Genomic DNA, 24,552 nt, shown 5'->3' on the forward strand with positions numbered 1-24,552 from the left:
CTTTCAAAGAAAACCTGGTTCGCCGATATGGCTCAATTGGCAGAGCAGCTGATTTGTAATCAGCAGGTTATCGGTTCGAGTCCGATTATCGGCTTTGAGATTTCCGCTTTGCGGTAATTAAATAATGATTATGGGGGAATTCCCGAGTGGCCAAAGGGGGCAGACTGTAAATCTGTTAGCTGTGCTTTCGGTGGTTCGAATCCACCTTCCCCCACTCAACAACTTCATATTTTCGCGAATATCGCGGGGTGGAGCAGTCTGGAAGCTCGTCGGGCTCATAACCCGAAGGTCATAGGTTCAAATCCTATCCCCGCAATTTTGCCTTGGTAGCTCAGTTGGTAGAGCAGAGGACTGAAAATCCTCGTGTCACTGGTTCGATTCCGGTCCAAGGCATACGGGCGTGTAGCTCAGTCGGTAGAGCACTTGACTTTTAATCAAGTTGTCCGGGGTTCGAATCCCCGCACGCTCATCTTTGAAAATGGCTTAAATCCTTGAAAACCTTGGATTTAAGCCATTTTTTGTTTCAGGTGACAAATATCTTCAGACAATCCCCGCACAGAAAAAGTGCTTTTGTAATCATCTATTGTATGATAAAATATAACGAGCGAATGATAATATCTTCAATTTATCTTCAAAAATGTTTGTATTACTGGGCTCCGATGAAAGAGGAAACGATGGAATGAAAGGAACCAAAACGCATAAAGTTTCAGAACAGGATAAATGGATTCATGAGTTTGAAAATCTGTATATTTTGACTTACAAATCTTTGTACCGTCATGCAAAGCTTATTTTCGGGCAGGAAGAGAAGGCAAAAGAACTTTTGATTCAGGTTTATATGGAAGCTTATCAGAGAGGAAGTCAGCTTCAGAAGGAAAAGAGTCCAGCAGACTGGCTTTTAAAGCGATCTGATTTTTTGGCAGAAACGAAGTTGGAAGCTACACGGGAAATGATTGAGGCATCTTATGCAGAAGAAAAAATGCAGTCAAAAGAAGCCAGAAAAGAAAATCTGACGAATCTGGATGAGACTTCTTTGCTTCTGGAAATAGAAGACCGCCTGGGAATTGTAGAAGGAACCGGAGAATACCCGGATGAGACGGATGTTTCCCGGGGAAAGAGAATTTGGTCCATTGTACTGCTGATAGCGGCAATTTTGCTGGCGATTGTTGGAATCTGGAAAGTGAAACACCAGCTGGATCTTTTGCAGGCACCATTTGAACGGACGTTTCATCAGACCGAAGAGACGGAAGCAAAGAAGGAAACGATAGAGATTCAATTAGGCGATAAAGCAGTAGTTCTCTCGGAAGCGGGGCAGATTCTCTATACTGTGCCATTGGAAGAAAGCAACCTCGCAGGAGAGCACGATTACAATGAAGAAATTCAGACAAGAGATGGCTGGACGTATTATCTGCCTTGTCCGGAACGAAAAGACAGTCAGCTTTCGAAGGTTCATCCATCTTTGTATCATACCTTATACCGGTCGGATACGGATCAGGAGATTGAGGTGATTGCCCAGGATGTAGATAATTTTACGTTTTGGGAAGATGGAATCTATATTATGCAGTATGGGTCTGTGCAGCGGATCAGTGTAGATGCAGCTTTTGCAACACAGCAGATAGGCGCCTATGCAGCTGTACAAAATGATGAGATTTATTTGTATGATACCCTTGGAAGAACACTGCAGACAGACATAGATGGAAATCTCCAATATGGTGATCGTGTTTTTAAAATGTCTGGAAACCGGATTGAAGATATCATGACTGCAAAACATCAGTATGGAAGTTCAGAATATTATTTGAAAGAGCAGAATGATGGAGAGGGTCAGGCAATCTTTTGCAAAAAGGGCGGAAATGAAAAACTTTTTGAGTCTATGGGCAAGTCGATTGACAGTTTCTGCATTGTAGGAGACTGGATTTATTACAGTGCATGGATGAAGGGAAAAGAGCGCGGAAAACAGTACAGTCAGTTATTTCGCCTTTCTCTGACTGAGGAAGATGCAGAAGTGGAAGAATTACACAAACGATATCCGGGAAGAATCTGGCAGTTGTATTATTCCGAAGAGGGAGACCAGATCTATGGGAATTATGCCCCTGAAAACTGGAAAAATGGTTATGGGGTGATTGCTGTTATCTCCCGTTCTGGTCAAATGAGTTATCTGGATGATGCAGAACTTCGGGAAAGACAGGAAACGACAGGCAATGACCGGGTTAAATTTGTTATGATGCAGGATGGTCAGGTGTATGGTTATTGGGAAGACTGTTACTGGAAAAAAGGAGAAGTACCGGTACCAATGTGGCGCAAGGTTCTGGTGATTCCGGATAAAAACAGAGTTGTGATAGAAGATTGATCTTCTGTCGCAACTCTGTTTTTTCTTACGGTATACAAGTTCCTCTTTCTGGATATAAACTCCTCTTTTGTCACATAAGTGGATAAGCTTATTTCTCAGTACATAAAATAAGTTCGGTTTTATTCATCAAATTCTGCAATCACGTAAAAACCGCGTGAATTTTCCTGAATATCTTTTATTACACCTTGTTTGGATTTGAGCCGGTCCCTTGACTTGTAGCAGCCGGACATGGCAACAGCCGGTTCGATGATATAGCTGTAGTTAAAGCCTTCTCGTTCTGTGACATCTACGACATCCCCGATTTTCACAAGACCCTGGCGTTCCATTTTGAATTCCATTTCGCGCAAAATATGTCATCTCTTTTCTTTTTCTGTGAATGTTTTCATGCTGCCGATTGGTAATGCGAAGCATTGGCAACGTACGGTTCGCAACATATCGATTATAATGAAAAGAGGTTGGAATGTAAAGGTGTTCTATGTTACAATCTCTTATTATAGAAGGATGAATAGAGACAAATGGAGAGAAAAGAGTTATTAACAGAGCGGTTGAAGCGCTATGCTGCATCTGATGCAGCGGCTTTTCACATGCCGGGACATAAACGGAATCTGGAGTTTGGAATGACGCGAGAGTTTCCTAACCCATTTTCCATTGATATTACGGAAATTGAAGGTTTTGACAATCTGCATCATGCAGAGGGAATTTTAAAGGAATCCATGCGCTGGGCAGCAGGTGTGTATGGTGCAGATCGCACCTATTATCTGGTCAATGGGAGCAGCTGTGGAATTTTAAGTGCCATTGGGGCAGTCATGCGTCCGGGTGAAACGATGCTTGTCAGCCGCAACTGCCATAAATCGGTATATCATGGACTTATCCTCAATTCGTTGAAACCGGAATACGTTTATCCACAAATTATTGAGGATTTGGGGATACAGGGCGGAATCTCGCCGGATGATGTGGAAAAACAATTAGAAGAATGCCCGGAAATTCGCGGAGTTTTGATCGTGTCTCCAACGTATGACGGCGTGGTTTCTGATATCAGCAAAATTGCAGAGATTGTTCACAGGCACAACATTCCTCTTATCGTGGATGAAGCGCATGGTGCACATTTCCCGTTTGGCAATGGATGTTTTCCAAAGTCGGCTTTATCATGTGGAGCGGATCTGGTAATCCAGAGTCTGCATAAAACGCTGCCCAGTCTGACGCAGACAGCAGTCCTGCATCTGAAAGGAAACAGGGTCAGCAGGGAACGTCTGGAACGTTGCCTGCAGATGTATCAGAGCAGCAGTCCTTCCTATGTGTTTATGGCAGTCATGGAGCAGTGTATTTTTGAAATGGAGAAACATGGGAGCAATTGCATGGAAGCATTTTCAAAACGCATTCGAAATATACGTGAAAGACTGGAAGCGCTGCAGATTTTGAAACTGTTAAGCCGGAAGATAAATGGAGCATATGGCGTATTCGACGTCGATGAATCAAAACTGGTGATTTCCTGCCGGGGCGCGATGACAGGCGAGGAACTTAGTGAATGGATGCGCCGGGATTTTGCAATTGAGCTGGAAATGTGCGGAGCGGATTATGTGGTAGCAATCCTGACCTTTTTGGATTCGGAGGAGCATTTGGAGCGCCTGGCAAATGCGTTGCTTGCGATAGATCAAAAATTAGTAATGCAGGGAAACGATATGAATGCGGCTGCAGGACTTGGTGGGAGAAGCGGATTCTGTGAAGCAGAAAAAGGATGGGAAAAAAGACCGGAAATCTGTATCTCCCCCGCGGAGGCATGGAATGCACCGCTTGAGCGTATCCGCCTGGAAGAATCGGCAGGACGGATTTCCGGGGAGTTCATTTATTTGTATCCGCCTGGAATTCCGATCATCACTCCAGGTGAAAAAATGACGGAGGAAATCATTCGTGAGGTCGTATATGACCGGAAGATCGGACTTCCAGTCCAGGGAATGGAGGATAAACGGGCGGAGTATCTGCGGGTGACCAGAGAAAATCTGGCAAATGAGGTAAGATTGTGTGAGTGAAGTACGATTCTGTGAATCGGAAAATTGAAAAATCAGCAGCAGGAGAAAACAAAAAATGGGGAAAATTTTTTATCTGATGGGAAAGAGTGCATCAGGAAAGGACAGTATTTATAAACGTCTGCGCAGTGACTGTCCCCAGTTGCAGAGTATTGTACTCTACACGACACGTCCGATCCGGGACGGAGAACGGGAAGGGGTCGAATACCATTTTATAGACGATGAAAAACTGCATGATCTGGAACAAAGTGGAAAAGTAATTGAAGTACGGACGTATCAGACGGTTTACGGACCATGGAGTTATGCAACGGTGGATGATGGGCAGATTGATCTGAAACATCAGAATTATCTGGTCATCGGTACCCTGGATTCGTATGAGAAGCTGCGGGAATATTACGGGGAAAAAAATCTGATTCCGTTGTATGTTACCGTAGAGGATGGGGTGCGCCTGGAGCGTGCACTTTTGCGTGAACGGCAGCAGAGGGAACCCAAATACGCCGAAATGTGCCGGCGTTTTCTGGCGGATGAAGCAGATTTTGCGCCAGAGCGCCTGGCACGTCTTGGTGTGACGGAAAACTTTGAAAATACGGAATTGGAAAGCTGCGTCAAAAAGATTACAGAGCGAATCCGGAAAGCGTGTTTTTCTACCTGTGTGCAGGAACCGTGATTTTTATGATTTAGGAGCCGGGGCATTGGCTGGGAAGAAAAAGTGTGTTATACTTTTGGCAGGCGCATTTGGCATCCCTGAATTCACGCCGCCTGATCGGCGGCAGAATTTTTATAGTAAAAATGAAAAGACTGCGAGGTGACTGTCATGTTGAATTTTCAGGAAATCATCGGTCATGAACAGATAAAAGAACATTTTCAAAAGGCAATTGAGTACAACAAGGTATCGCATGCCTATATTCTTACCGGAGAGGCCGGAATGGGGCGGAAATCCCTGGCAAATGCTTTTGCGCTCACACTTCTTTGTGAGAAGGGAAAAAGTGAGCCTTGTATGGAATGTCATGCCTGCAAACAGGTGTTGAGCGGCAGCCATCCGGATCTGATCTATGTGTCCCACGAAAAACCAGGAACGATTGGTGTGGATGATATCCGTAAACAGATCAATGATACCATCATGATCCGTCCATACAGCAGCTATTATAAAGTGTATATTGTGGATGAAGCGGAAAAGATGACCCAGCAGGCACAGAATGCGCTGTTAAAAACCATTGAGGAGCCGCCGTCCTATGCGGTTATCCTGCTTTTGACAACCAATCAGGAGGCATTTTTGCCGACGATCCTTTCCCGCTGCGTACAGTTAAAATTGAAGCCTCTTAGGGATTTTACCGTAAAGAAATATCTGACGGACAATCTGCATATTGGAGAAGCAGATGCCGATATTTACGCAGCATTTGCGCGTGGAAACCTTGGAAAAGCGATTTCCCTGGCTTCTTCCGAGGACTTTAAGTTTTTGCATGGAGAAATGCTCCATCTTTTAAAACATGTGAAGGAGATGGATATTTCTGAACTGCTGGATTATATCCGTAAAATGAAAGAAGAAAACCTGGATATCTATGAGTGTCTGGATTTTATGCAGCTCTGGTACCGGGATGTGCTGCTTTACAAAGTTGCGCGCGATATGAACCAGCTGATCTTTAAAGATGAATACAGCAGTATCAATGCAATTGGACAGACATGTTCCTATGCAGGACTGGAGAAAGTGCTTGAAGCGATTGAGAAAGCCCGTGTCCGGCTGGATGCCAATGTCAATATGGAACTAGCCATGGAACTGATGCTGCTGGTTATGAAAGAAAATAGTTAGTGTGTTGGAAGGTCTGGTAATGATTTCTGATCGTTGCAGAAATGTACTGGAAAACAGATAGGAGATAGAAAAATTATGGTAACAGTGATTGGAGTGCGCTTTCGTACGGCTGGAAAAATTTATTATTTTTCGCCTGGAAAGCTGGAAATTAAAAATGGTGATCATGTGATCGTGGAGACTGCACGTGGAATTGAATATGGTCATGTGGTTTTAGGAAACCGCGATGTGGACGATCATAAGGTTGTACAGCCTTTAAAGGCTGTAATCCGTATGGCAAATAAAGAAGATATTGCCCGGGAAGAGGCAAACCGGAAAAAAGAAAAGGATGCTTTTAAAATTTGTCAGGAAAAGATCCGTAAGCATAAGCTGGAGATGAAACTGATCGATGTGGAATACACATTTGATAATAACAAGATCCTTTTTTATTTTACGGCAGATGGAAGAATCGATTTCCGTGAGCTGGTAAAAGATCTTGCATCCGTATTTAAGACCAGGATTGAGCTTCGCCAGGTTGGCGTCCGGGACGAGACGAAAATTATAGGAGGCATTGGCATCTGCGGCAGACCGCTTTGCTGTCATTCTTACCTGTCTGAGTTTATTCCGGTATCCATCAAGATGGCAAAGGAACAGAATCTTTCCTTAAATCCGACGAAGATTTCCGGTGTATGCGGACGTCTGATGTGCTGCCTGAAGAATGAGGAAGAAACCTACGAATATTTAAACAGCAAACTTCCGGGTGTAGGAGATTATGTAACGACCGACGATGGCCTAAAGGGAGAAGTACAGAGTGTGAATGTGCTGCGCCAGCTGGTTAAGGTTGTCGTTATGGTGGAAAAAGATGAAAAAGAAATCCGGGAATACAAAGTAGAGCAGTTGAAGTTTAAACCACGCCGCAGAAAAGGCAAAGGAGAGCAGGCAGAAGATTCGGAACTGAAGAAGCTGGAAGCACTGGAAAAAAAGGAAGGAAAGTCGAAACTGAATGAATAAGGTGATCTGCGGTGAGGATGAGCGGATCGATGATCTTCAGAGAAATGGTTACCGTATCATCCAGAAAAAGAAAGGTTTTTGTTTTGGCATGGATGCCGTACTTTTGTCCGGATTTGCCCAGGTAAAAGAGGGAGAGATGGCAGTGGATCTGGGAACTGGAACCGGGATCATTCCCATTCTCCTGGAGGCAAAAACAAAAGGACGACATTTTACCGGGCTGGAGATTCAGGAGGAAGTAGCTGAGATGGCAAACCGCAGTGTAAGACTGAATCATCTGGAAGACCGGGTAGATATCGTAAGAGGAGACATCAAAGAAGCCAGCCGGCTGTTCGGCAAGGCTTCTTTTGATGTGGTTACCTCCAATCCGCCTTATATGAATGACAATCATGGATTGAAAAATCCGGATCTCCCCAAGGCAATTGCCCGCCACGAAGTGTTCTGCACGCTGGATGATGTATGCCGGGAAGCTTCGCTGCTTTTAAAAACCGGAGGACGGTTTTATATGGTACACCGGCCTCACAGGCTGGCTGAGATCATTACAGCATTAAAAAATTACAAACTGGAACCGAAGCGTATGAAACTGGTACATCCTTTTATCGACAAGGATGCGAATATGGTGCTGATCGAGGCCGTGCGGGGCGGAAAATCTATGATGAAGGTGGAAGCCCCCATCATTGTATATCAGAAACCTGGCGTGTATACACAGGAAATTTACGATATTTACGGATATTAGAGAACAGAAAACACGCAAGTACGTACAGGAACAAAAATACAGAATGATTGCGCATATTAAGGCAAAAACGGAACTGAGAGAAAAACAGTTGCAGCGAAAATTCGTTATAGCTTTGTCTGGCAGGCGAGGTATGACGGATTTTCTGCTATCAGGAGGAAATTATGGCTGAGCAGGAAAAGACAGCAGGTAAGTTATATCTTTGTGCGACCCCGATCGGAAATCTGGATGATATTACACTTCGGGTACTCAATACGTTAAAGGAAGCAGATCTGATTGCAGCAGAAGACACCAGACACAGCATCAAACTGCTGAATCATTTTGGAATCAAAACTCCGATGACCAGTTATCATGAGTACAATAAGATTGACAAAGCACGCTATCTGGTGGAACAGATGCGCCAGGGGGTCAATATTGCACTGGTGACCGATGCGGGAACACCGGGAATTTCAGATCCGGGTGAAGAACTGGTGAAACAGTGTTATGAAGCCGGAATTGAAGTGACTTCCCTGCCGGGACCGGCAGCCTGCATTACAGCGTTGACTTTATCGGGGCTGGGAACAAGACGATTCTGTTTTGAGGCATTTCTTCCGGTGGATAAAAAGGAACGTCAGTGGATTCTGGAAGAATTAAAAAGCGAGACACGGACGATGATCGTATATGAGGCACCGCATCATCTGGTGCGGACTTTGCAGGAATTATCCGATACGTTAGGAGCAAACCGGCGCATTACCATTTGCCGGGAACTGACAAAAAAATATGAGGAAGCATATCGGACTACCTTTGCGGAGGCACTGGTTCATTATGAAAGTGAAGAGCCCAAAGGGGAATGTGTCATTGTAATTGAGGGAAAAAGCATCGATGAGTTGAAGGCAGAGCAGCAAAAATCCTGGGATGAAATGAGCCTGGAAGAACATATGGATCTTTACTTAAGCCAGGGGATGGATCGGAAAGATGCCATGAAGCAGGTTGCGAAAGACCGCGGTATCACAAAGCGCGATGTATATCGTATATTAATGGAACATAAGGAAGCATAAACGCAGGGCTGAAATACAAGAACAAAGAATGCCGTGAATTCGAAGCAGGATGCATGTATAATCGGATTTGCGGCAAAAAAATGGGAAAATATGTCAAAATATCGCCATATATTATCAAAATATTAAATCTATGGCATGTCTCTGAAATCCAATAAGATAGAGGTATTCAAAGGATAAGGAGATATGACATGGAAAATGAAAGGTTGCTGCTGAAGATTGAAGAATTGATGAAGCAGCGAGGATACAGCCGGTATCGGCTTTCTCAGTTAAGTGGAATCAAGCAATCAACCCTGACAACAATGTTTAACAAAAGAAGTACGGTCAGCATCGACAATTTGACTAAGATCAGCAAAGCATTTGACATGAAATGTTCGGAATTTTTAAGTCTGGTTGAAGACGATCCGGCGAAAAGCACTGCAAAAGACTTCCCGGTATGCGAATGGGAAGCGCTGAACAAAGATCTGAAGCATGTGGTGGTTCTGATGATGCGGCTTTTAAAAGACAATCAGCTTCAAAATCAGTCCTAATCGTTTGCGCAGAACAGATCTCAGGGCGGCAGGAAAAAAGAATACCGAAACCAGGAAGCGTTTTGTCAGGAATATTGCTTGACAAAACGCTTTTTATTCTATAATATATAAAACGTCAAAATACTTTGAATATCAAAACATTTGAAAATAAAAGTAAATTTAGGATGGTTGCGACAGAGTATCGCACGAATTTCAAGAGGAAACAGGTACGAACATGACAGGCAGAATTATTGGAACCGGTTCTTATGTTCCGGAGCGCATTGTGACGAATGAAGAATTGGCAGAAGTTGTGGATACCAGTGATGAGTGGATCGTTACCCGCACCGGAATCCATGAACGCCGGATCGCTGAGACAGAGGGTACCAGTGTACTGGCTTCCCGGGCAGCCGAGCGTGCCCTGGAGAACGCAAAGGTTACGGCAGAAGAGATTGAGTTTATTTTGCTTGCAACTTCTTCTCCGGATTACTGTTTCCCAAATGGGGCCTGTGAAGTACAGGCGGCGATTGGTGCAGTACACGCGATGGCATTTGATATCAGTGCGGCATGTTCCGGATTTGAGATTGCCCTCAGCACGGCACAGGCCTTTCTTCAGGCAGGTACGTACAAGACAGGACTGATCATTGGTGCAGACTGTTTAAGCAAGCTGACAGACTGGAGCGACCGGGGCACCTGTGTGTTGTTTGGTGATGGGGCCGGGGCAGCGGTGATCCGCGCAGATGAAAAGACCGGCGTTATTCACAGTGTTATGGGTTCCGACGGTGCGCGAGGCATGGTACTTTCCTGTCTAGCACGCAGCGAGGGGAACTTTTTAAACGGAAAGAAACCGGAACTGGGTTACATTTCTATGAATGGTCAGGAAGTGTTTAAGTTCGCAGTGAAAAAAGTTCCGGAATGCATTCATCAGGTACTTTCTGAAAGCGGTACAGATATGGATGATATTCGGTACTTTATTCTTCATCAGGCAAACTACCGGATCTGTGAGGCTGTGGCAAAACGGTTGAAGCAGCCGCTCGATAAGGTGCCGATGAACATTGACAAGTATGGAAATACCTCCGGGGCTACGGTTCCGATCCTGTTAGATCAGTTAAACCGGGAAGGAAAGCTGAAACGGGGTGACAAACTGGTGCTTGCCGGTTTTGGCGGAGGACTTACCTGGGGCGCAGTGCTGCTGGAATGGTAGTAAGGAAAACAGATTTACGATCCGTTTTCTTCAAACATATAAAAACAATTACATAGTAAAGGAGATTAAAATTATGTTAGAGAAGATGAAAGAAATTATTGCAGATCAGTTAAGCGTAGATGCAGACAGCATCACTGAGGCTTCTTCCTTCAAAGAGGATTTAGGTGCGGATTCCCTGGATCTGTTCGAGCTGGTAATGGCTCTGGAGGATGAGTACTCCGTAGAGATCCCGTCTGACGACCTGCAGAACCTGCTGACAGTTGGTGATGTTATGAATTACCTGAAGGAGAAAGGTGTAGAGGCATAAGCCCTGCACCCTTTTTTGGCGAATGCCGCGACAACGGGAGAAACTGCGCAGAATATGTTTCACCTGTTAAAAGAGTGAGTTGGAGGAGTCAGATGAAAACGAGAATTACAGAACTCTTGGGAATTGAATACCCGATCATTCAGGGTGGTATGGCATGGGTGGCAGAGAGCCATCTGGCAGCTGCGGTATCCGCTGCTGGCGGTCTGGGACTGATCGGCGGGGCGAATGCACCGGCTGAGGTCATCCGGAATTATATCCGTGAGGTAAAAGCTGCAACAGACAAGCCATTCGGTGTCAATGTGATGCTGATGAGCCCTTACGCAGATGAAGTAGCAAAAGTAGTCGTGGAAGAAGGCGTGAAGGTTGTTACGACCGGAGCCGGAAACCCGGAAAAATATATGGAGATGTGGAAGGCAGCAGGTGTGAAGGTCATCCCGGTTGTTGCATCTGTAGCTCTGGCAAAGAGAATGGAGCGCTACGGCGCAGATGCAGTTGTAGCAGAGGGCACAGAGTCCGGCGGACATATCGGTGAGGCAACCACCATGACACTGGTACCGCAGGTAGTAGATGCTGTTTCCATTCCGGTGATCGCAGCAGGCGGTATCGGTGATGGCAGAGGCATCGCAGCGGCATTTATGCTGGGGGCTGAGGCCGTGCAGATGGGAACCCGTTTCCTGGTAGCGAAAGAGTGTATTGTCCATCAGAATTATAAAGACCGTGTCTTAAAGGCAAAGGATATCGATTCTACCGTAACCGGACGCACTCATGGACATCCGGTGCGCTGTCTGAGAAACCAGATGACCAGAGAGTATGTGAAGCTGGAGAACGAAGGAAAGAGCTTTGAGGAACTGGAGTACCTGACACTTGGAACGCTGCGCAAGGCAGTCCAGGAGGGCGATGTAGCGCATGGAACCGTGATGGCAGGACAGATTGCAGGTATGGTTTCCAAGGAGCAGACCTGTAAGGAAATGATCGATGAGATGATGGCACAGGCGGAGAAACTTCTGGGCCGCAAATAGAGTAGGAATAGATTAAGTATTTGAACGCAAAAAGGAGCAAGAGTGATGAGCAGGATCGCATTTATTTACCCGGGACAGGGCGCGCAGGTGTGCGGCATGGGACAGGATTTTTATGAGCAGACAAAGGCTGGAAAAGAGACCTTTGACCTGGCAAGCGAGATTCTGGGTTTTTCCGTTCCGGAGCTTTGCTTTACGGAGAATGACCGTCTGGATATCACAGAGTATACCCAGGCTGCGATGGTGACTACCAGCATTGCCATGACAAAGGTACTGGAAGAAAAGGGCGTGAAGCCGGATGTAACAGCAGGGCTTAGCCTGGGCGAATATTGCGCACTCTATGCGGCCGGTGTTATGAGCGAGAAGGATGCCATTGCAACGGTAAGACAGAGAGGCATTCTGATGCAGCAGGCAGTTCCGGCAGGACAGGGAGCGATGGCTGCTGTCCTGGCTATGGATGCCGCAGCCATTGAAGAAACCATTGCAGATATCGATGGCGTGCAGATCGCGAACTATAACTGTCCGGGACAGATCGTAATTTCCGGAAAAAAAGAGGCAGTCGAGACTGCCTGTGAGAAACTAAAGGAAGCAGGGGCAAAGCGCACGATTCTGTTAAATGTGAGCGGACCATTCCATTCCCGCATGCTGACCGGTGCCGGTGAGAAGCTGGGTGAGGTACTGGAAAACGTGGAGGTTCACACTCCGGTGATCCCGTATGTGGCGAATGTGACTGCACAGTATGTAACGGATGCCGCAGAGGTAAAACCGCTTCTGATGAAACAGGTTTCTTCTTCTGTCAGATGGGAACAGAGTGTACGCACCATGCTGGCTGACGGAGTAGATACCTTTGTCGAGATCGGACCGGGTAAGACTTTAAGCGGATTTATGAGAAAGATCGACAGAACCGTAAAGGTTCTTAATATAGAGAAGCTGGATGACGTGTTAAAAGTTGTGGAGGAACTCGGATGTTAACTGGAAAGATCGCAGTGGTGACCGGCGCAAGCCGCGGCATCGGAAAAGAAATCGCAAAGACCTTGGCAGCAAAAGGAGCGACGGTTGTTGTCAACTATAACGGCTCTGCAGCAAGAGCAGAGGAAACGGTAAAAGAGATCGAGGCACTGGGCGGCAAGGCAGAGGCCCTGCAGTGCAATGTGTCTGAGTACGACAAGGCAGCAGAGATGATGGAGTATGTGGTGAAAACCTACGGCCGCGTAGACATTCTGGTCAACAATGCCGGCATCACCCGCGATAACCTGCTGATGAAGATGAGCGAGGAAGATTTTGACGCAGTCTTAAACACCAACTTAAAGGGTGCGTTCAACTGCATTAAGCATATTTCCCGCCAGATGTTAAAGCAGAAGAGCGGACATATCGTAAACATCTCATCGGTATCCGGTGTGATGGGAAATGCAGGCCAGGTAAACTACAGCGCATCCAAAGCTGGCGTGATCGGTATGACCAAGGCAGTGGCAAGGGAAATGGCAAGCAGAGGCATTACCTGCAACGCAGTCGCACCGGGATTTATCAAAACCGATATGACGGATGTGCTGTCAGATACCATTAAGGAAAACATCAATGCACAGATTCCGATGAAAAAATTCGGTGAGACAGAGGATGTCGCAAATCTGGTCGCATTTTTAGCATCCGATGCGGCAAAGTACATTACAGGACAGGTCATCTGCGTCGACGGCGGAATGGCTATGTAATGTTGAAAGGAAGATAACAGGAGAATCGATATGAGCAGACGAGTAGTAGTAACCGGCATGGGTGCCATCACCCCGATCGGAAACAGTGTAGAAGAATTCTGGAACAGTTTAAAAGAAAAGAAAGTCGGCATTGGCCCGATCACCTATTTTGATACCACAGACTATAAGGCAAAGCTGGCAGCAGAGGTGAAAGATTTTGATCCGAAGCAGTACATGGATCCAAAGGCAGCCAAAAGAATGGAGCAGTTCTGCCAGTTCGCAGTTGCAGCAACCAGACAGGCAGTGGAGGATGCAGGACTTGATATGAGCCAGGAAGATCCGTTCCGTGTGGGCGTGAGCATCGGTTCCGGTATCGGAAGCCTGCAGTCCGTAGAGCGTGAGTACAAAAAGCTTCTGGACAAAGGACCGGGCCGTGTGAACCCGCTTTTGGTTCCGCTGATGATCAGCAACATGGCAGCAGGAAATGTTTCTATCCAGTTTGGCATGAAGGGGAAATGCATCAACGTGGTAACTGCATGTGCAACCGGTACCCACTCCATCGGTGAGGCATTCCGTACGATTCAGTATGGCGATGCAGACGTAATGGTAGCAGGCGGTGCAGAGGCAAGCATTACCCCGATCGGTGTAGCAGGCTTTACTGCCCTGACTGCATTAAATACAACCGAGGATCCGTCCCGCGCATCCATCCCGTTTGACGCAGAGCGCGGAGGCTTCATCATGGGCGAGGGTGCAGGTGTTGTTGTACTGGAGTCCTTAGAACATGCACAGGCAAGAGGTGCAAAGATCTACGCAGAGCTGGCTGGCTACGGCGCAACCGGCGATGCATACCATATCACTTCCCCGGCTGAGGACGGAAGCGGTGCGGCAAAGGCTATGGAGATGGCGATCGCAGATGCCGGCATGAAGCCGGAAGATGTAGATTACATCAATGCACATGGTACCAGCACCCATCACAATGACTTATTTGAGACCAAGGCGATCAAGCTGGCATTAGGTGATCATGCTTACAAGACCAGGATCAATTCCACCAAGTCTATGATCGGACATCTTCTGGGCGCAGCAGGCGGTGTTGAGTTCATCACCTGTGTAAAATCTATTCAGGAAGGCTTTGTTCATGCAACTGCAGGACTTGAGAAGGATGATCCGGAGTGCGATCTGGACTACTGCAAGGGCGAGGGCGTACAGATGGATGTAAATTGTGCGATCTCCAATTCCCTGGGATTTGGCGGTCACAACGCAACCCTGCTGGTAAAGAAATTCGAGGCGTAAGTCGTTAGGAGGTAGACCATGACGATTGATGAGATCGTAACACTGATCCAGGCTGTTTCCGATAACGGCCTGACCAGTTTTGTATATGAAGAGGGTGACCAGAAGCTGGTCCTCAAGAAAAAAAAGAAGAAAAACGTGGCACAGGCTCCGGTTGCCCCGGTTGTGATCTCACAGCCGGCAGCCCCGATGATGGGTGCAATGCCGATGCCGCTTCCGGCGGCTCCTGCAGCCGCTCCTGAGGCAGCGGAAAAGCCTGCTGAGGAGAAGAAAGAAAGCACTTTAGACATTGGTTCTGATAAGGTTGTAACTTCTCCGCTTGTAGGAACCTTCTATTCTTCTGCTTCCCCGGAGGCAGAGGCATTTGTCAAAGAGGGGGATACCGTAAAGAAGGGACAGGTGCTTGGCATCATTGAGGCTATGAAGCTGATGAACGAGATCGAGAGCGAATATGACGGTGTGGTAGAGGCAGTTCTGGTAAACAACGAGGATATCGTTGAGTACGGACAGCCGTTGTTCCGCATCCGGTAGGAGGAACATTATGAGACTGGGAATCAAAGAAATTCAGGAGATCATTCCGCATAGACATCCATTTTTACTGATTGATTTTATCGATGAGCTGGAGCCGGGCGTACGTGCGGTTGGATATAAATCCGTTACCTTTAACGAGCCGCAGTTTAATGGCCATTTTCCGGGACAGCCGGTTATGCCGGGCGTGCTGATGATCGAGGCTCTGGCACAGGTTGGCGCCGTAGCGATCTTAAGTCTTCCGGAGAATAAGGGCAAGACCGCATTCTTCGGTGCGATCAACAATGCGAAGTTTAAGCAGATGGTGCTGCCGGGCGACCGGTTAAAGCTGGAGTGTGAGATCATCAAGCGCAAAGGGCCGATCGGAGTCGGCAAGGCCGTTGCAACCAATGCAGAGGGCAAGGTAGCAGTATCCGCAGAGCTGACCTTTGCGATCCAGTAAGGATATTTAAGGCAGACAGTGACAGAAACAGAGTAGAGGTACGGGAATGTTTGATAAAATCTTAATCGCTAACCGCGGCGAGATTGCGGTGAGAATCATCCGGGCCTGCCGCGAGATGGGAATCAAGACCGTGGCAGTATACTCGGAAGCAGACCGCGACAGTCTGCATACACTTCTGGCAGATGAGGCCATCTGCATCGGACCGGCAGCATCCAGTCAGAGTTATTTGAATATGGAACGCATTCTGGCAGCGACGGTAGCGATGAAAGCAGAGGCCATCCATCCGGGCTTTGGTTTCCTTTCCGAGAATGCGCGGTTTGCAGAATTATGCCAGAAATGCAATATTGCGTTCATCGGACCGTCTGCAGAGATCATTAACAAGATGGGAAACAAATCTGCGGCAAGAAAGACCATGGTTGAGGCTGGTGTCCCGGTTGTCCCGGGAAGCAAAGAGCCGGTCTATACCGTGGAGGAAGCACTTAAAATGGCAAAAGAGATCGGTTTTCCAGTCATGATCAAGGCATCTTCCGGCGGCGGCGGGAAAGGCATGCGTGTCTCCTGGAGTGAGGAGGATTTTGAAGCGAACTTCCAGAATGCCCAGATGGAGTCGGTGAAGGGCTTCTCCGATGACACGATGTATCTGGAACGTTTTGTGGAAAATCCACGTCATATTGAATTTCAGATCATGGCAGATAAATACGGCAATGTGGTGCATTTAGGCGAGCGTGACTGTTCCATCCAGCGCCGCCACCAGAAGGTTCTGGAGGAGTCCCCTTCCATCGCGATCTCGGAGGAGCTGCGCAAAAAGATGGGAGAGACGGCAGTCAGGGCAGCAAAAGCCGTTGGCTATGAGAATGCAGGAACCATTGAGTTTCTGCTGGATAAAAATAAAAACTTCTACTTTATGGAGATGAACACCCGGATTCAGGTTGAGCATCCGGTGACAGAGCTGGTCAGCGGTCTGGATCTGATCAAGGAGCAGATCCGTGTGGCAGCAGGAGAACCGTTAAGCGTGACGCAGGACGATATCCATATCCAGGGACATGCGATCGAGTGCCGTATCAACGCGGAGAATCCGGCGAAGAATTTTATGCCGTGTCCGGGCAAGATCACAAACATCCACATTCCGGGAGGAAACGGAGTTCGTGTGGACACGCACATTTACAACGATTATAAGGTTCCGGCCAACTACGATTCTATGCTGATGAAGCTGATCGTGCATGGAAAAGACCGTGCCGAGGCCATTGCGAAGATGAGAAGCGCCCTGGGCGAGCTGATCATCGAGGGAATTGATACCAACCTGGATTTCCAGTTTGAGATCTTAAGCAATCCGGTTTACCAGGATGGACATAAGATCGATACGGGCTTCATCCCGGACCAGTTCCCGGAATACTGCAAATAATGTTTATGGGGCTGTCGTGAAGTGGTATATGACACTTTTGCGCCAGTCCCAACGCCTATTAAGGAGAATCATTTATGCTTAGAAATATGTTTAAAAAGACATATACCATGATCGATACGCACCACCGTAAGGGAAAAAGCGAGGAAGAGCCAAACATCCCGGAGGGACTCTGGAAAAAGTGCAACAAGTGCGGCCAGCCGATCTATGTGGAGGATGTTCGCAATAATCTGTACGTTTGCCCGAAATGCGGCGGATACTTCCGTGTGCATGCGTACCGCCGGATTGAGATGCTGCTTGATGAGGGAAGTTTTGAGGAGTGGAATAAGGAAATGGAGTTTTCCAATCCGCTGGATTTCCCGGGATATGAGAAGAAGGTAGCGGCGGCCCAGGAGAAGACTGGCCTGCAGGAAGCCATCGTAACTGGTAAGGGAACCATTAAGGGTTTTGAGACTGCCATAGGTGTCTGTGATGCGCGGTTTATCATGAGCAGTATGGGACATGTAGTCGGCGAGAAGATCACCCGCATGGTGGAGCGCGCAACAAAGGAAAAGCTTCCGGTCATTATCTTTGCCTGCTCCGGCGGAGCAAGAATGCAGGAAGGCATTGTGTCCCTGATGCAGATGGCGAAAACCTCCGCAGCGCTGGAAAAACACCATGAAGCAGGCCAGCTTTTTGTCAGCGTACTGACAGACCCGACGACAGGAGGTGTGACAGCAAGCTTTGCAATGCTGGGCGATATCATTCTGGCAGAGCCGAATGCGCTGATCGGATTTGCAGGCCCGCGCGTCATCCAGCAGACCATCGGCCAGAAGCTGCCGGAGGGCTTCCAGAGAGCAGAGTTTTTGCTGGAGCACGGTTTTGTCGATAAGATCGTGGACCGTGAAAACCAGCGCGATGTGCTGGCAGACATTCTGCGGATGCACAAAAAGACCGGGATGACCATTCGTCCACAGGAGGGACAGGTGCAGGAAGCCGAGTCTGTGGAAAACTATCTGGAAAAGCAGAAACAAAGTGGAAAAAATGCCTGGGATACCGTGCAGCTTTCCAGAAGCGCGGCACGTCCGGTCGCACTGGACTATATTCATGCGCTGTTTGATGATTTTATGGAATTTCACGGAGACCGGTATTTTGGAGATGACGGAGCCATCATTGGCGGAATCGCGACTTTTTGCGGCATGCCGGTAACGGTTATCGGACAGCAGAAAGGACGTACTACCAAAGAAAACATCCACCGGAATTTTGGTATGCCGTCCCCGGATGGTTACCGGAAGGCACTGCGCCTGATGAAGCAGGCGGAAACCTTTGGCAGACCTGTCATCTGTTTTGTGGATACTCCGGGCGCATTCTGCGGGATTGAGGCAGAGGAGCGCGGACAGGGCGAAGCGATTGCCCGCAACCTGTTTGAGATGGCAGCACTGACGGTTCCGGTCCTTTCTATTGTGATCGGTGAAGGCGGAAGCGGCGGCGCACTGGCAATGGCGGTAGCCAACGAGGTCTGGATGCTGGAGAATGCGATTTATTCCATTCTTTCCCCGGAGGGCTTTGCGTCCATTCTTTGGAAGGACAGTAAGAAAGCTCCGGATGCGGCAAGGGTTATGAAGATCACGGCAGCTGATCTTTACGAGCGCGGCCTGATCGAGCATGTGATCCCGGAGAAGGAACCGGCTTCCATTGAGACCATGCCGCAGCTTGCAGAAAATATGAGACAGGGCATGACTGCATTTTTTGAGCGTTACAATGGGAAGAGCAAAGAGGAAATCCGCGAGTCCCGTTACCAGAGATTCCGGAATATGTAAACAGCTGCAAGGGACAGAATCGTGTGAGAGGATTTCACGTTGGTTTGGTCCGGGCAGACCCAAGGAGAAGTGCATGAATAACATGAAAGCATTAAAAATCGGTGATCTTACAGCAAAATATCCGATCATCCAGGGAGGTATGGGAGTTGGTATCAGTCTGCATTCCCTGGCTGGCGCAGTGGCAAAAGCCGGAGGGATCGGCATTATCTCTACGGCGCAGATCGGCTTTAAGGATCCGGAGTTTTTGAAGGCACCGATGGAAGCAAACCTGCGTGCCATTGGCGAGGAACTAAAAAAAGCGCGGGAGATCGCGCCGAAAGGTATTATTGGATTTAATATTATGGTGGCAACCCGCAATTATGCCCAGTATGTGAAAGAAGCGGTAAAGGCAGGTGCAGACATCATTATTTCCGGCGCCGGACTTCCGGTTTCTTTGCCGGAGCTTGTGGAAGGGGCAAAGACGAAAATCGCGCCGATCGTTTCCACCGCAAAATCCGCACTGGTCATCTGCAAGATGTGGGACCGCAAGTATAAACGCATTCCAGATCTTCTGGTGATCGAGGGACCGTTGGCAGGCGGACATCTGGGATTTTCCAGAGAAGATTTAAGCCGCTATGGTGCAGATACGAACGATGTACCGCATACTTACCATCAGGAACTGTATGATGAGGAAATCCGCGGTATCATGAAGGTGGTAAAGCAGTTTGAGGAAAAGTATCAGCAGCATATTCCGGTAGCCATTGCCGGAGGCATCTACACCCGCGAGGACGTAGAACATGCCATGGAGCTTGGCGCAGATGCGGTTCAGGTGGCAACGCGCTTTGTTACGACCAAAGAGTGCGATGCACCGGAAAGCTACAAGCAGGCCTACATCGATGCGAAGGCAGAAGACATCGTGATCACCCAGAGTCCGGTCGGAATGCCGGGCCGTGCGATCGTCAATCCGTTCCTGGAGAAGATCACTGCCATGAAAGAGCGTGGGGAAAAGGCAAAGATCACGCATTGCTACCAGTGCCTGGAGCACTGTGATCCGGCCAACATCCCATACTGCATTACCAAAGCGCTGTCTAACGCAGCAGAGGGGGCGTTAAATGATGCTCTTTTATTCTGTGGCAGCAACGCATACCGTGCCGATAAGATCGAGACGGTCGAAGCTGTGGTGCAGGATTTGGTTGGGGGAGTATAAAAAAATGCTCCATGTATGACATAAATGAGATTGAAGTTCCATAGATTTAGAGCAAACGGTGCTGCGTTTCCGAAAGAGCAATTGCTAGGCAATATCAAGGTAGCAAAAAAGGAAACAGCAGTGTCATGACCATATGGGAAGTGAAACGACTTTGCTGAATTATCTCTGGGGCGGCATGCTCTTAGCCGGAATGCTGTGGGGCGCAATCAATGGAACATGGAATGAAGTGACCCAGGCTCTTCTGGACTCTGCAAAAGAATCCGTGAGTCTGGGTATTACTATGCTTGGGATCCTGTCGTTTTGGTGCGGCATTATGGAAATCGGAAGCCAATCTGGGCTCATTGGCTGGCTGGCGAAGCGCATGACACCGGTGTTGGACTTTCTGTTTCCGGAGCTTGAACGGCAGCATCCGGCCAGAGAGCCCATTGCGGTGAACATCATAGCCAATATGCTGGGACTTGGCATGGCTGCGACACCGGCCGGATTAAAGGCAATGCAGGAGATGGAAGCAGATATCCGGGATGAGGCACGGACTGCGACCGCTTCCATGTGTACATTCCTGATCTTAAATATTTCGTCGCTGCAGTTGATCCCGGTTACACTGATCGCGTATCGGAGCCAGTATGGATCAAAACAGCCAGAGGCTGTGCTTGGTCCTGCGCTTGCGGCAACGACGGTTTCTACATTGACTGCGGTAGTTTTCTGCAAGATCATGGATTTGAGAAAACGAAACAGGAGCAAGCGTAGAAAGAACATGATGGAAAGCCGTAATTCTGAAAAAGGTGTTCCTGGTGCCGGAAATGTCAGAGAGGTGACACGTCCATGATCCTGTGGATTTCTAAGATTCTGCTTCCGTTTGTGATCAGCTATGTTGTAGCCTTTGGTCTGATCTCGCATCGTCCGGTATTCGATGATTTTCTGGACGGCGCAAAAAGCGGGATGAAAACCGTGGCAGAGATTTTGCCAACGCTGGTCGGACTCATGAGCGCAGTTGGTGTGGTGCGTGCTTCCGGACTTTTAGATGCCGTGACTGATGTTTGTGCTGGAGCAGCAGGACTGCTCCATATTCCGCAGGAACTGGTGCCCATTACTCTGGTGCGTCTGGTTTCCAATTCTGCAGCTACCGGACTGTTGCTGGATCTGTTTCGGCAGTACGGACCGGACAGCCGGATCGGAATGGCAGCATCGGTACTGATGAGCAGCACGGAAACGGTGTTTTACTGCCTGAGTATTTACTTTGGCAGTGTAAAGGTGCGGCGGACCCGTTATACCGTGCCCGGGGCCTTGATTGCGACAGCAGCAGGTATTGCTGCAAGTATCTGGATTACGGGAGCATAATGCAGAAGAAATCTGCCGCCAGAATTGTATCATGCGGGATTTTCCGTTCAGGGGAACTCTGCCACTGGACAGTAACCAGTACACAATTCTTTCACAAACTCGTAAGAAAAACGCGGTTGTCGAAAGAGGGTAAATCATGTATAATCAAGGACGGAGCGACAGGCTTCGTGTGCAGTGAGGGAGAAAAGTGGATACTTACGCGACATTAAACGATGCCCTGGTGAATCTGTTCCGTGATGTTATGGACTTAGAGGAGAAGGCCATTATCACGGAAGAATTCCAGGATATTACAAATAACGATATGCATGTGATTCAGGCAATCGGTATTGGGGAACCGAAGAATATGTCTACGATAGCGAAGACGCTTTCCGTGACAGTGGGAACCCTGACCATAGCCATGAACAGTCTGGTTAAGAAAGGCTACGTGACCCGGGAACGAGGAAAGGAAGACCGGCGTGTAGTCTATATTTCGTTGTCTGATAAAGGACGGAATGCGTATCAGCATCACGAGAAGTTTCACCATGACATGATCGATGCAATCCTGCAGAATCTGACTGCTGACGAGACTGAGAGTCTGGTCAGTGCCCTTGCCAAGCTGAATCTGTGGTTCCGTAAGGCAAAAGGATAACATACACAAGGAGGCTTTATTATCATGAAGAAATTAGTCATGGGCTTACTGGGAGCCATGATGATCTTATCATTAGCAGCATGTACACCGACCACCGAGAAAAATAAGACCGGTGAGGTAAAAGAACCGGAAGCAGAAGTGGTAGAGACCACCGCTGATGCAGGTCCGGGTGTGGTAACCGGCAGACCGGTCGACCAGGATGCACCGGATCTTACCATGGTGTCTGTTTACAGTCTGAGCGAAGACGGCAGCAAGATCCAGAGCAATATGGACTCTGTAGAAGATCTGGAAGAGCAGAGCCTGACAGATCTTCTGGTTCAGTACGGTGTGCTGGATGAGGGAACAGAGGCGGTCAGCTTTAAGGCGGAAGGCAGCGCGGAAAGTCAGGAAGCAGGACCGGGTGTAACTGCGGATACTTCGATTGCAGCGAAAGGCACCCTGGAACTGAGCCAGTTCCCAACCGATAACCGGGAAAAACGACTGCAGGCAGTTGCAAATACGTTCTGCGAAAACATGAATGTAGAAATTCTTACGGTCGTGGTAAGTGGTGAGACTCTGGCAGATGGTTTAACTTATGTAGATGCGGGAAAATAAAAAAAGATATGGAAAGATCCTGTACCTGACAATTTATGCGGGTACAGGATCTTTTTTTGTATTGCATACCGGGGAAGTGCCAATGGCGCGTCTGCTGATTGTGCCCGATCTATGAAAATAATACAGCTTTTTAAAATGAGCAAAGTTGTATTTTGGAAAAAGTGAGAACGTTAAGAAAATAGCACATGTTTTGACATAAACATACAAAAAATAAGCGCGAATCACCAGAGAAAATGATAAGAAATGCACATTGTTGATAAAAAATGTCACTGAAAATGCTAATTTTTAGATAAAGTTTCATAAGAAAAAGTACAACTTCTGATAAAAAATATCTTGTATTCTATTGCGCATTTTGACAGGAAAACATATAATAAAGCCATGAGAGTTGTTGAAAACAATCAAAAACTATAACATGTTGGGAGGAATCAAAATGAAGAAAGTCTTCAAAAAAGCAACGGCAACCGTGACAGCAGCAGCAATGCTGGCCAGCCTGACTGCATGCGGCGGCGGTGCTGCATCATCCAGTGCGACTACGGCAGCTCCGGCAGGCGAGTCCAAGGCAGAGGGCGGTGCCGAAACCACAGCAGCAGCTTCCGGTATTGACAACAAGGACATCAAGATCGGTGTTTCCATCTGGTCTTCTACCGACGTTCTTGGTTCCCAGTGTAAACTGATCCTGGATGAAGCCGCAAAGGCTCTGGGGGTACAGGTTCAGTATGTTGACCAGGGACATGTATCTGAGAAGGTTACCGCTTCTGTTGAGCAGCTTGCAGCAGCAGGATGCCAGGGTATCATCATCTGTAACTCTTCCGATACCGAGATGACTTCTGCGATCAAGACCGCAAACGACAACAAAGTATATCTGGCACAGTTCTTCCGTGTAATCAGCAAGGACAACAGCGCAGATATCTACGATATGGCTACCCAGTCTCCGTACTACATCGGTGCAGTTCATGAGAACGAGCCGGAGAACGGCGAAAAACTGGTTCAGATCCTTTTGGACAAGGGCGACAGAAACATCGGTCTGATCGGCTGGGAGCAGGGTGATGCTACCTGGTTAGGCAGATGGGAAGGTTATAAAGCAGGCGTTGAGAAATGGAATTCCGAGCATCCGGATGATCAGGCTAAGCTTTCTGAGCCGCAGTACGCAGGTACTTCTTCCGAGGGTGGTTCCAAGGCAGCAGAAGCTTTAATGTCTGCAGATCCGACTCTTGATGCACTCATCCCGGCAGGCGGCGGCGGTGACCCGCTTCAGGGTGCTATCGCAGCTGTTGAGCGTGCAGGCAAAGTTCAGGATATCGATATCGTTTCCACCGACTTCCTCCCGGACCTTGGCGAGAGACTTGAGAATGGTTCCATGGCTGGTCAGTCCGGCGGACATTACTGCGACCCGCTTATCGCTTTCATGATGGTTTACAATGCAATCAAGGGCAACTACAGCGGATTCGAAGGCAAGTTTGAGGATGTTCCGTTCCCGTACCTGTATGTATCTTCTGCAGATGATTACAAAGCTTACGAGCAGTACTTCGTAGATCAGCTTCCTTACACCGATGAGGAACTGGTTTCCATGTCTGAGCTGGATCTTGACGGTCTGAAAGAGGCAGCAGCTAAGATTTCCATCGAGGATGCAGCTGCACGTGCAGGCAAATAAATTACACGAGATTCATTTAGGCTGAGTGGCTTAAGACGGCCGGTATCGCGCGGCGA

At 47.9% G+C, this 24,552-nt stretch carries 25 protein-coding genes and 5 tRNA genes; 29 read left to right on the plus strand and 1 reads right to left on the minus strand.

Going from position 1 to position 24,552, the window contains the following annotated elements:
* The first annotated feature begins 21 nt into the window (after positions 1 to 21).
* The 6 genes from DXB18_RS14695 to DXB18_RS14720 all read left to right on the plus strand — a co-directional run bounded on the left by DXB18_RS14695 (position 22) and on the right by DXB18_RS14720 (position 2,344).
* Positions 22 to 94: transfer RNA gene (locus DXB18_RS14695), tRNA-Thr, on the plus strand.
* 38 nt (positions 95 to 132) lie between these two features.
* Positions 133 to 214, plus strand: a tRNA-Tyr gene (locus DXB18_RS14700).
* Positions 215 to 242: 28 nt separating this feature from the next.
* A tRNA-Met gene (locus tag DXB18_RS14705) sits at positions 243 to 316 on the plus strand.
* A 4-nt stretch (positions 317 to 320) separates the two neighbouring features.
* Positions 321 to 393 (plus strand) — tRNA-Phe (locus DXB18_RS14710).
* 3 nt (positions 394 to 396) lie between these two features.
* Positions 397 to 469 (plus strand) — tRNA-Lys (locus DXB18_RS14715).
* A gap of 210 nt (positions 470 to 679) precedes the next feature.
* Positions 680 to 2,344 carry a hypothetical protein gene (locus tag DXB18_RS14720; protein ID WP_118708655.1) on the plus strand — a complete coding sequence of 555 codons (1,665 nt, stop codon included), beginning with the start codon at positions 680 to 682 and terminating at the stop codon, positions 2,342 to 2,344.
* Positions 2,345 to 2,463: 119 nt separating this feature from the next.
* Here the strand turns inward: DXB18_RS14720 and DXB18_RS14725 are convergent, their stop codons facing one another.
* Positions 2,464 to 2,691, minus strand: coding sequence for a hypothetical protein (locus DXB18_RS14725; protein WP_118544110.1), 228 nt, complete (start codon positions 2,689 to 2,691; stop codon positions 2,464 to 2,466).
* Positions 2,692 to 2,859: 168 nt separating this feature from the next.
* Here DXB18_RS14725 and DXB18_RS14730 point away from each other — a divergent pair, with 168 nt between their 5' ends.
* From DXB18_RS14730 to DXB18_RS14840, 23 genes are all read left to right on the plus strand, one after another.
* Complete coding sequence (locus tag DXB18_RS14730; RefSeq protein WP_118708657.1) at positions 2,860 to 4,371, plus strand: aminotransferase class I/II-fold pyridoxal phosphate-dependent enzyme; 1,512 nt, start codon at positions 2,860 to 2,862, stop codon at positions 4,369 to 4,371.
* Between the two features lie 55 nt (positions 4,372 to 4,426).
* Positions 4,427 to 5,035, plus strand: a complete 609-nt coding sequence (locus DXB18_RS14735; protein WP_118708659.1) for a guanylate kinase — start codon at positions 4,427 to 4,429, stop codon at positions 5,033 to 5,035.
* Between the two features lie 147 nt (positions 5,036 to 5,182).
* Positions 5,183 to 6,175 carry a DNA polymerase III subunit delta' gene (holB, locus tag DXB18_RS14740; protein ID WP_118708661.1) on the plus strand — a complete coding sequence of 331 codons (993 nt, stop codon included), beginning with the start codon at positions 5,183 to 5,185 and terminating at the stop codon, positions 6,173 to 6,175.
* 75 nt (positions 6,176 to 6,250) lie between these two features.
* A complete protein-coding gene (locus DXB18_RS14745) occupies positions 6,251 to 7,162 on the plus strand; it encodes a stage 0 sporulation family protein (RefSeq protein WP_118708663.1) in 912 nt (303 codons plus the stop codon).
* Entirely contained in the window at positions 7,155 to 7,895 is a 741-nt protein-coding gene (locus DXB18_RS14750) for a tRNA1(Val) (adenine(37)-N6)-methyltransferase (protein WP_118544115.1), read from the plus strand. Before DXB18_RS14745 ends, DXB18_RS14750 begins: the two co-directional genes overlap by 8 nt.
* Positions 7,896 to 8,056: 161 nt before the next feature.
* Complete coding sequence (gene rsmI, locus DXB18_RS14755) at positions 8,057 to 8,929, plus strand: 16S rRNA (cytidine(1402)-2'-O)-methyltransferase (protein WP_118708665.1); 873 nt, start codon at positions 8,057 to 8,059, stop codon at positions 8,927 to 8,929.
* Positions 8,930 to 9,117: 188 nt separating this feature from the next.
* Complete coding sequence (locus DXB18_RS14760) at positions 9,118 to 9,456, plus strand: helix-turn-helix transcriptional regulator (RefSeq protein ID WP_118544117.1); 339 nt, start codon at positions 9,118 to 9,120, stop codon at positions 9,454 to 9,456.
* A 214-nt stretch (positions 9,457 to 9,670) separates the two neighbouring features.
* Positions 9,671 to 10,636, plus strand: a complete 966-nt coding sequence (locus tag DXB18_RS14765; RefSeq protein ID WP_118708667.1) for a beta-ketoacyl-ACP synthase III — start codon at positions 9,671 to 9,673, stop codon at positions 10,634 to 10,636.
* 73 nt (positions 10,637 to 10,709) lie between these two features.
* Entirely contained in the window at positions 10,710 to 10,943 is a 234-nt protein-coding gene (gene acpP / locus DXB18_RS14770) for an acyl carrier protein (protein WP_118533698.1), read from the plus strand.
* A gap of 92 nt (positions 10,944 to 11,035) precedes the next feature.
* On the plus strand, positions 11,036 to 11,962 hold the full coding sequence (gene fabK / locus DXB18_RS14775) for an enoyl-[acyl-carrier-protein] reductase FabK (RefSeq protein ID WP_118544119.1): 927 nt from the start codon (positions 11,036 to 11,038) through the stop codon (positions 11,960 to 11,962).
* A 45-nt stretch (positions 11,963 to 12,007) separates the two neighbouring features.
* Entirely contained in the window at positions 12,008 to 12,931 is a 924-nt protein-coding gene (gene fabD, locus DXB18_RS14780; protein ID WP_118708669.1) for an ACP S-malonyltransferase, read from the plus strand.
* Positions 12,925 to 13,665, plus strand: a complete 741-nt coding sequence (gene fabG, locus DXB18_RS14785; RefSeq protein WP_118708671.1) for a 3-oxoacyl-[acyl-carrier-protein] reductase — start codon at positions 12,925 to 12,927, stop codon at positions 13,663 to 13,665. The genes fabD and fabG overlap by 7 nt, the downstream gene beginning before the upstream one ends.
* 30 nt (positions 13,666 to 13,695) lie before the next feature.
* Positions 13,696 to 14,934, plus strand: a complete 1,239-nt coding sequence (gene fabF / locus DXB18_RS14790; protein ID WP_118708673.1) for a beta-ketoacyl-ACP synthase II — start codon at positions 13,696 to 13,698, stop codon at positions 14,932 to 14,934.
* 18 nt (positions 14,935 to 14,952) lie between these two features.
* Positions 14,953 to 15,462: an acetyl-CoA carboxylase biotin carboxyl carrier protein gene (gene accB / locus DXB18_RS14795; RefSeq protein ID WP_118708675.1), complete on the plus strand. Its 510-nt coding sequence runs from the start codon at positions 14,953 to 14,955 to the stop codon at positions 15,460 to 15,462.
* Positions 15,463 to 15,472: 10 nt separating this feature from the next.
* A complete protein-coding gene (gene fabZ / locus DXB18_RS14800; RefSeq protein WP_118544124.1) occupies positions 15,473 to 15,901 on the plus strand; it encodes a 3-hydroxyacyl-ACP dehydratase FabZ in 429 nt (142 codons plus the stop codon).
* Positions 15,902 to 15,947: 46 nt separating this feature from the next.
* Entirely contained in the window at positions 15,948 to 17,303 is a 1,356-nt protein-coding gene (locus DXB18_RS14805; protein WP_118708677.1) for an acetyl-CoA carboxylase biotin carboxylase subunit, read from the plus strand.
* Between the two features lie 74 nt (positions 17,304 to 17,377).
* Entirely contained in the window at positions 17,378 to 19,099 is a 1,722-nt protein-coding gene (locus DXB18_RS14810; RefSeq protein ID WP_118708679.1) for an acetyl-CoA carboxylase carboxyltransferase subunit alpha, read from the plus strand.
* A gap of 73 nt (positions 19,100 to 19,172) precedes the next feature.
* Positions 19,173 to 20,285, plus strand: coding sequence for a nitronate monooxygenase family protein (locus DXB18_RS14815; RefSeq protein ID WP_118708681.1), 1,113 nt, complete (start codon positions 19,173 to 19,175; stop codon positions 20,283 to 20,285).
* A gap of 133 nt (positions 20,286 to 20,418) precedes the next feature.
* A complete protein-coding gene (locus DXB18_RS14820; protein WP_347560904.1) occupies positions 20,419 to 21,111 on the plus strand; it encodes a nucleoside recognition domain-containing protein in 693 nt (230 codons plus the stop codon).
* Positions 21,108 to 21,623: a spore maturation protein gene (locus DXB18_RS14825; RefSeq protein ID WP_118708683.1), complete on the plus strand. Its 516-nt coding sequence runs from the start codon at positions 21,108 to 21,110 to the stop codon at positions 21,621 to 21,623. Before DXB18_RS14820 ends, DXB18_RS14825 begins: the two co-directional genes overlap by 4 nt.
* 187 nt (positions 21,624 to 21,810) lie before the next feature.
* Positions 21,811 to 22,251: a MarR family transcriptional regulator gene (locus DXB18_RS14830; RefSeq protein ID WP_243103527.1), complete on the plus strand. Its 441-nt coding sequence runs from the start codon at positions 21,811 to 21,813 to the stop codon at positions 22,249 to 22,251.
* A 24-nt stretch (positions 22,252 to 22,275) separates the two neighbouring features.
* Positions 22,276 to 22,845: a hypothetical protein gene (locus DXB18_RS14835; RefSeq protein WP_118544129.1), complete on the plus strand. Its 570-nt coding sequence runs from the start codon at positions 22,276 to 22,278 to the stop codon at positions 22,843 to 22,845.
* A 430-nt stretch (positions 22,846 to 23,275) separates the two neighbouring features.
* Positions 23,276 to 24,496, plus strand: a complete 1,221-nt coding sequence (locus DXB18_RS14840; protein ID WP_118708685.1) for a sugar ABC transporter substrate-binding protein — start codon at positions 23,276 to 23,278, stop codon at positions 24,494 to 24,496.
* Positions 24,497 to 24,552 lie beyond the last annotated feature (56 nt).

Origin of the sequence: Clostridium sp. OM02-18AC, from assembly GCF_003481825.1 — a bacterium.
Taxonomy (GTDB): Bacteria; Bacillota; Clostridia; order Lachnospirales; family Lachnospiraceae; genus Brotaphodocola.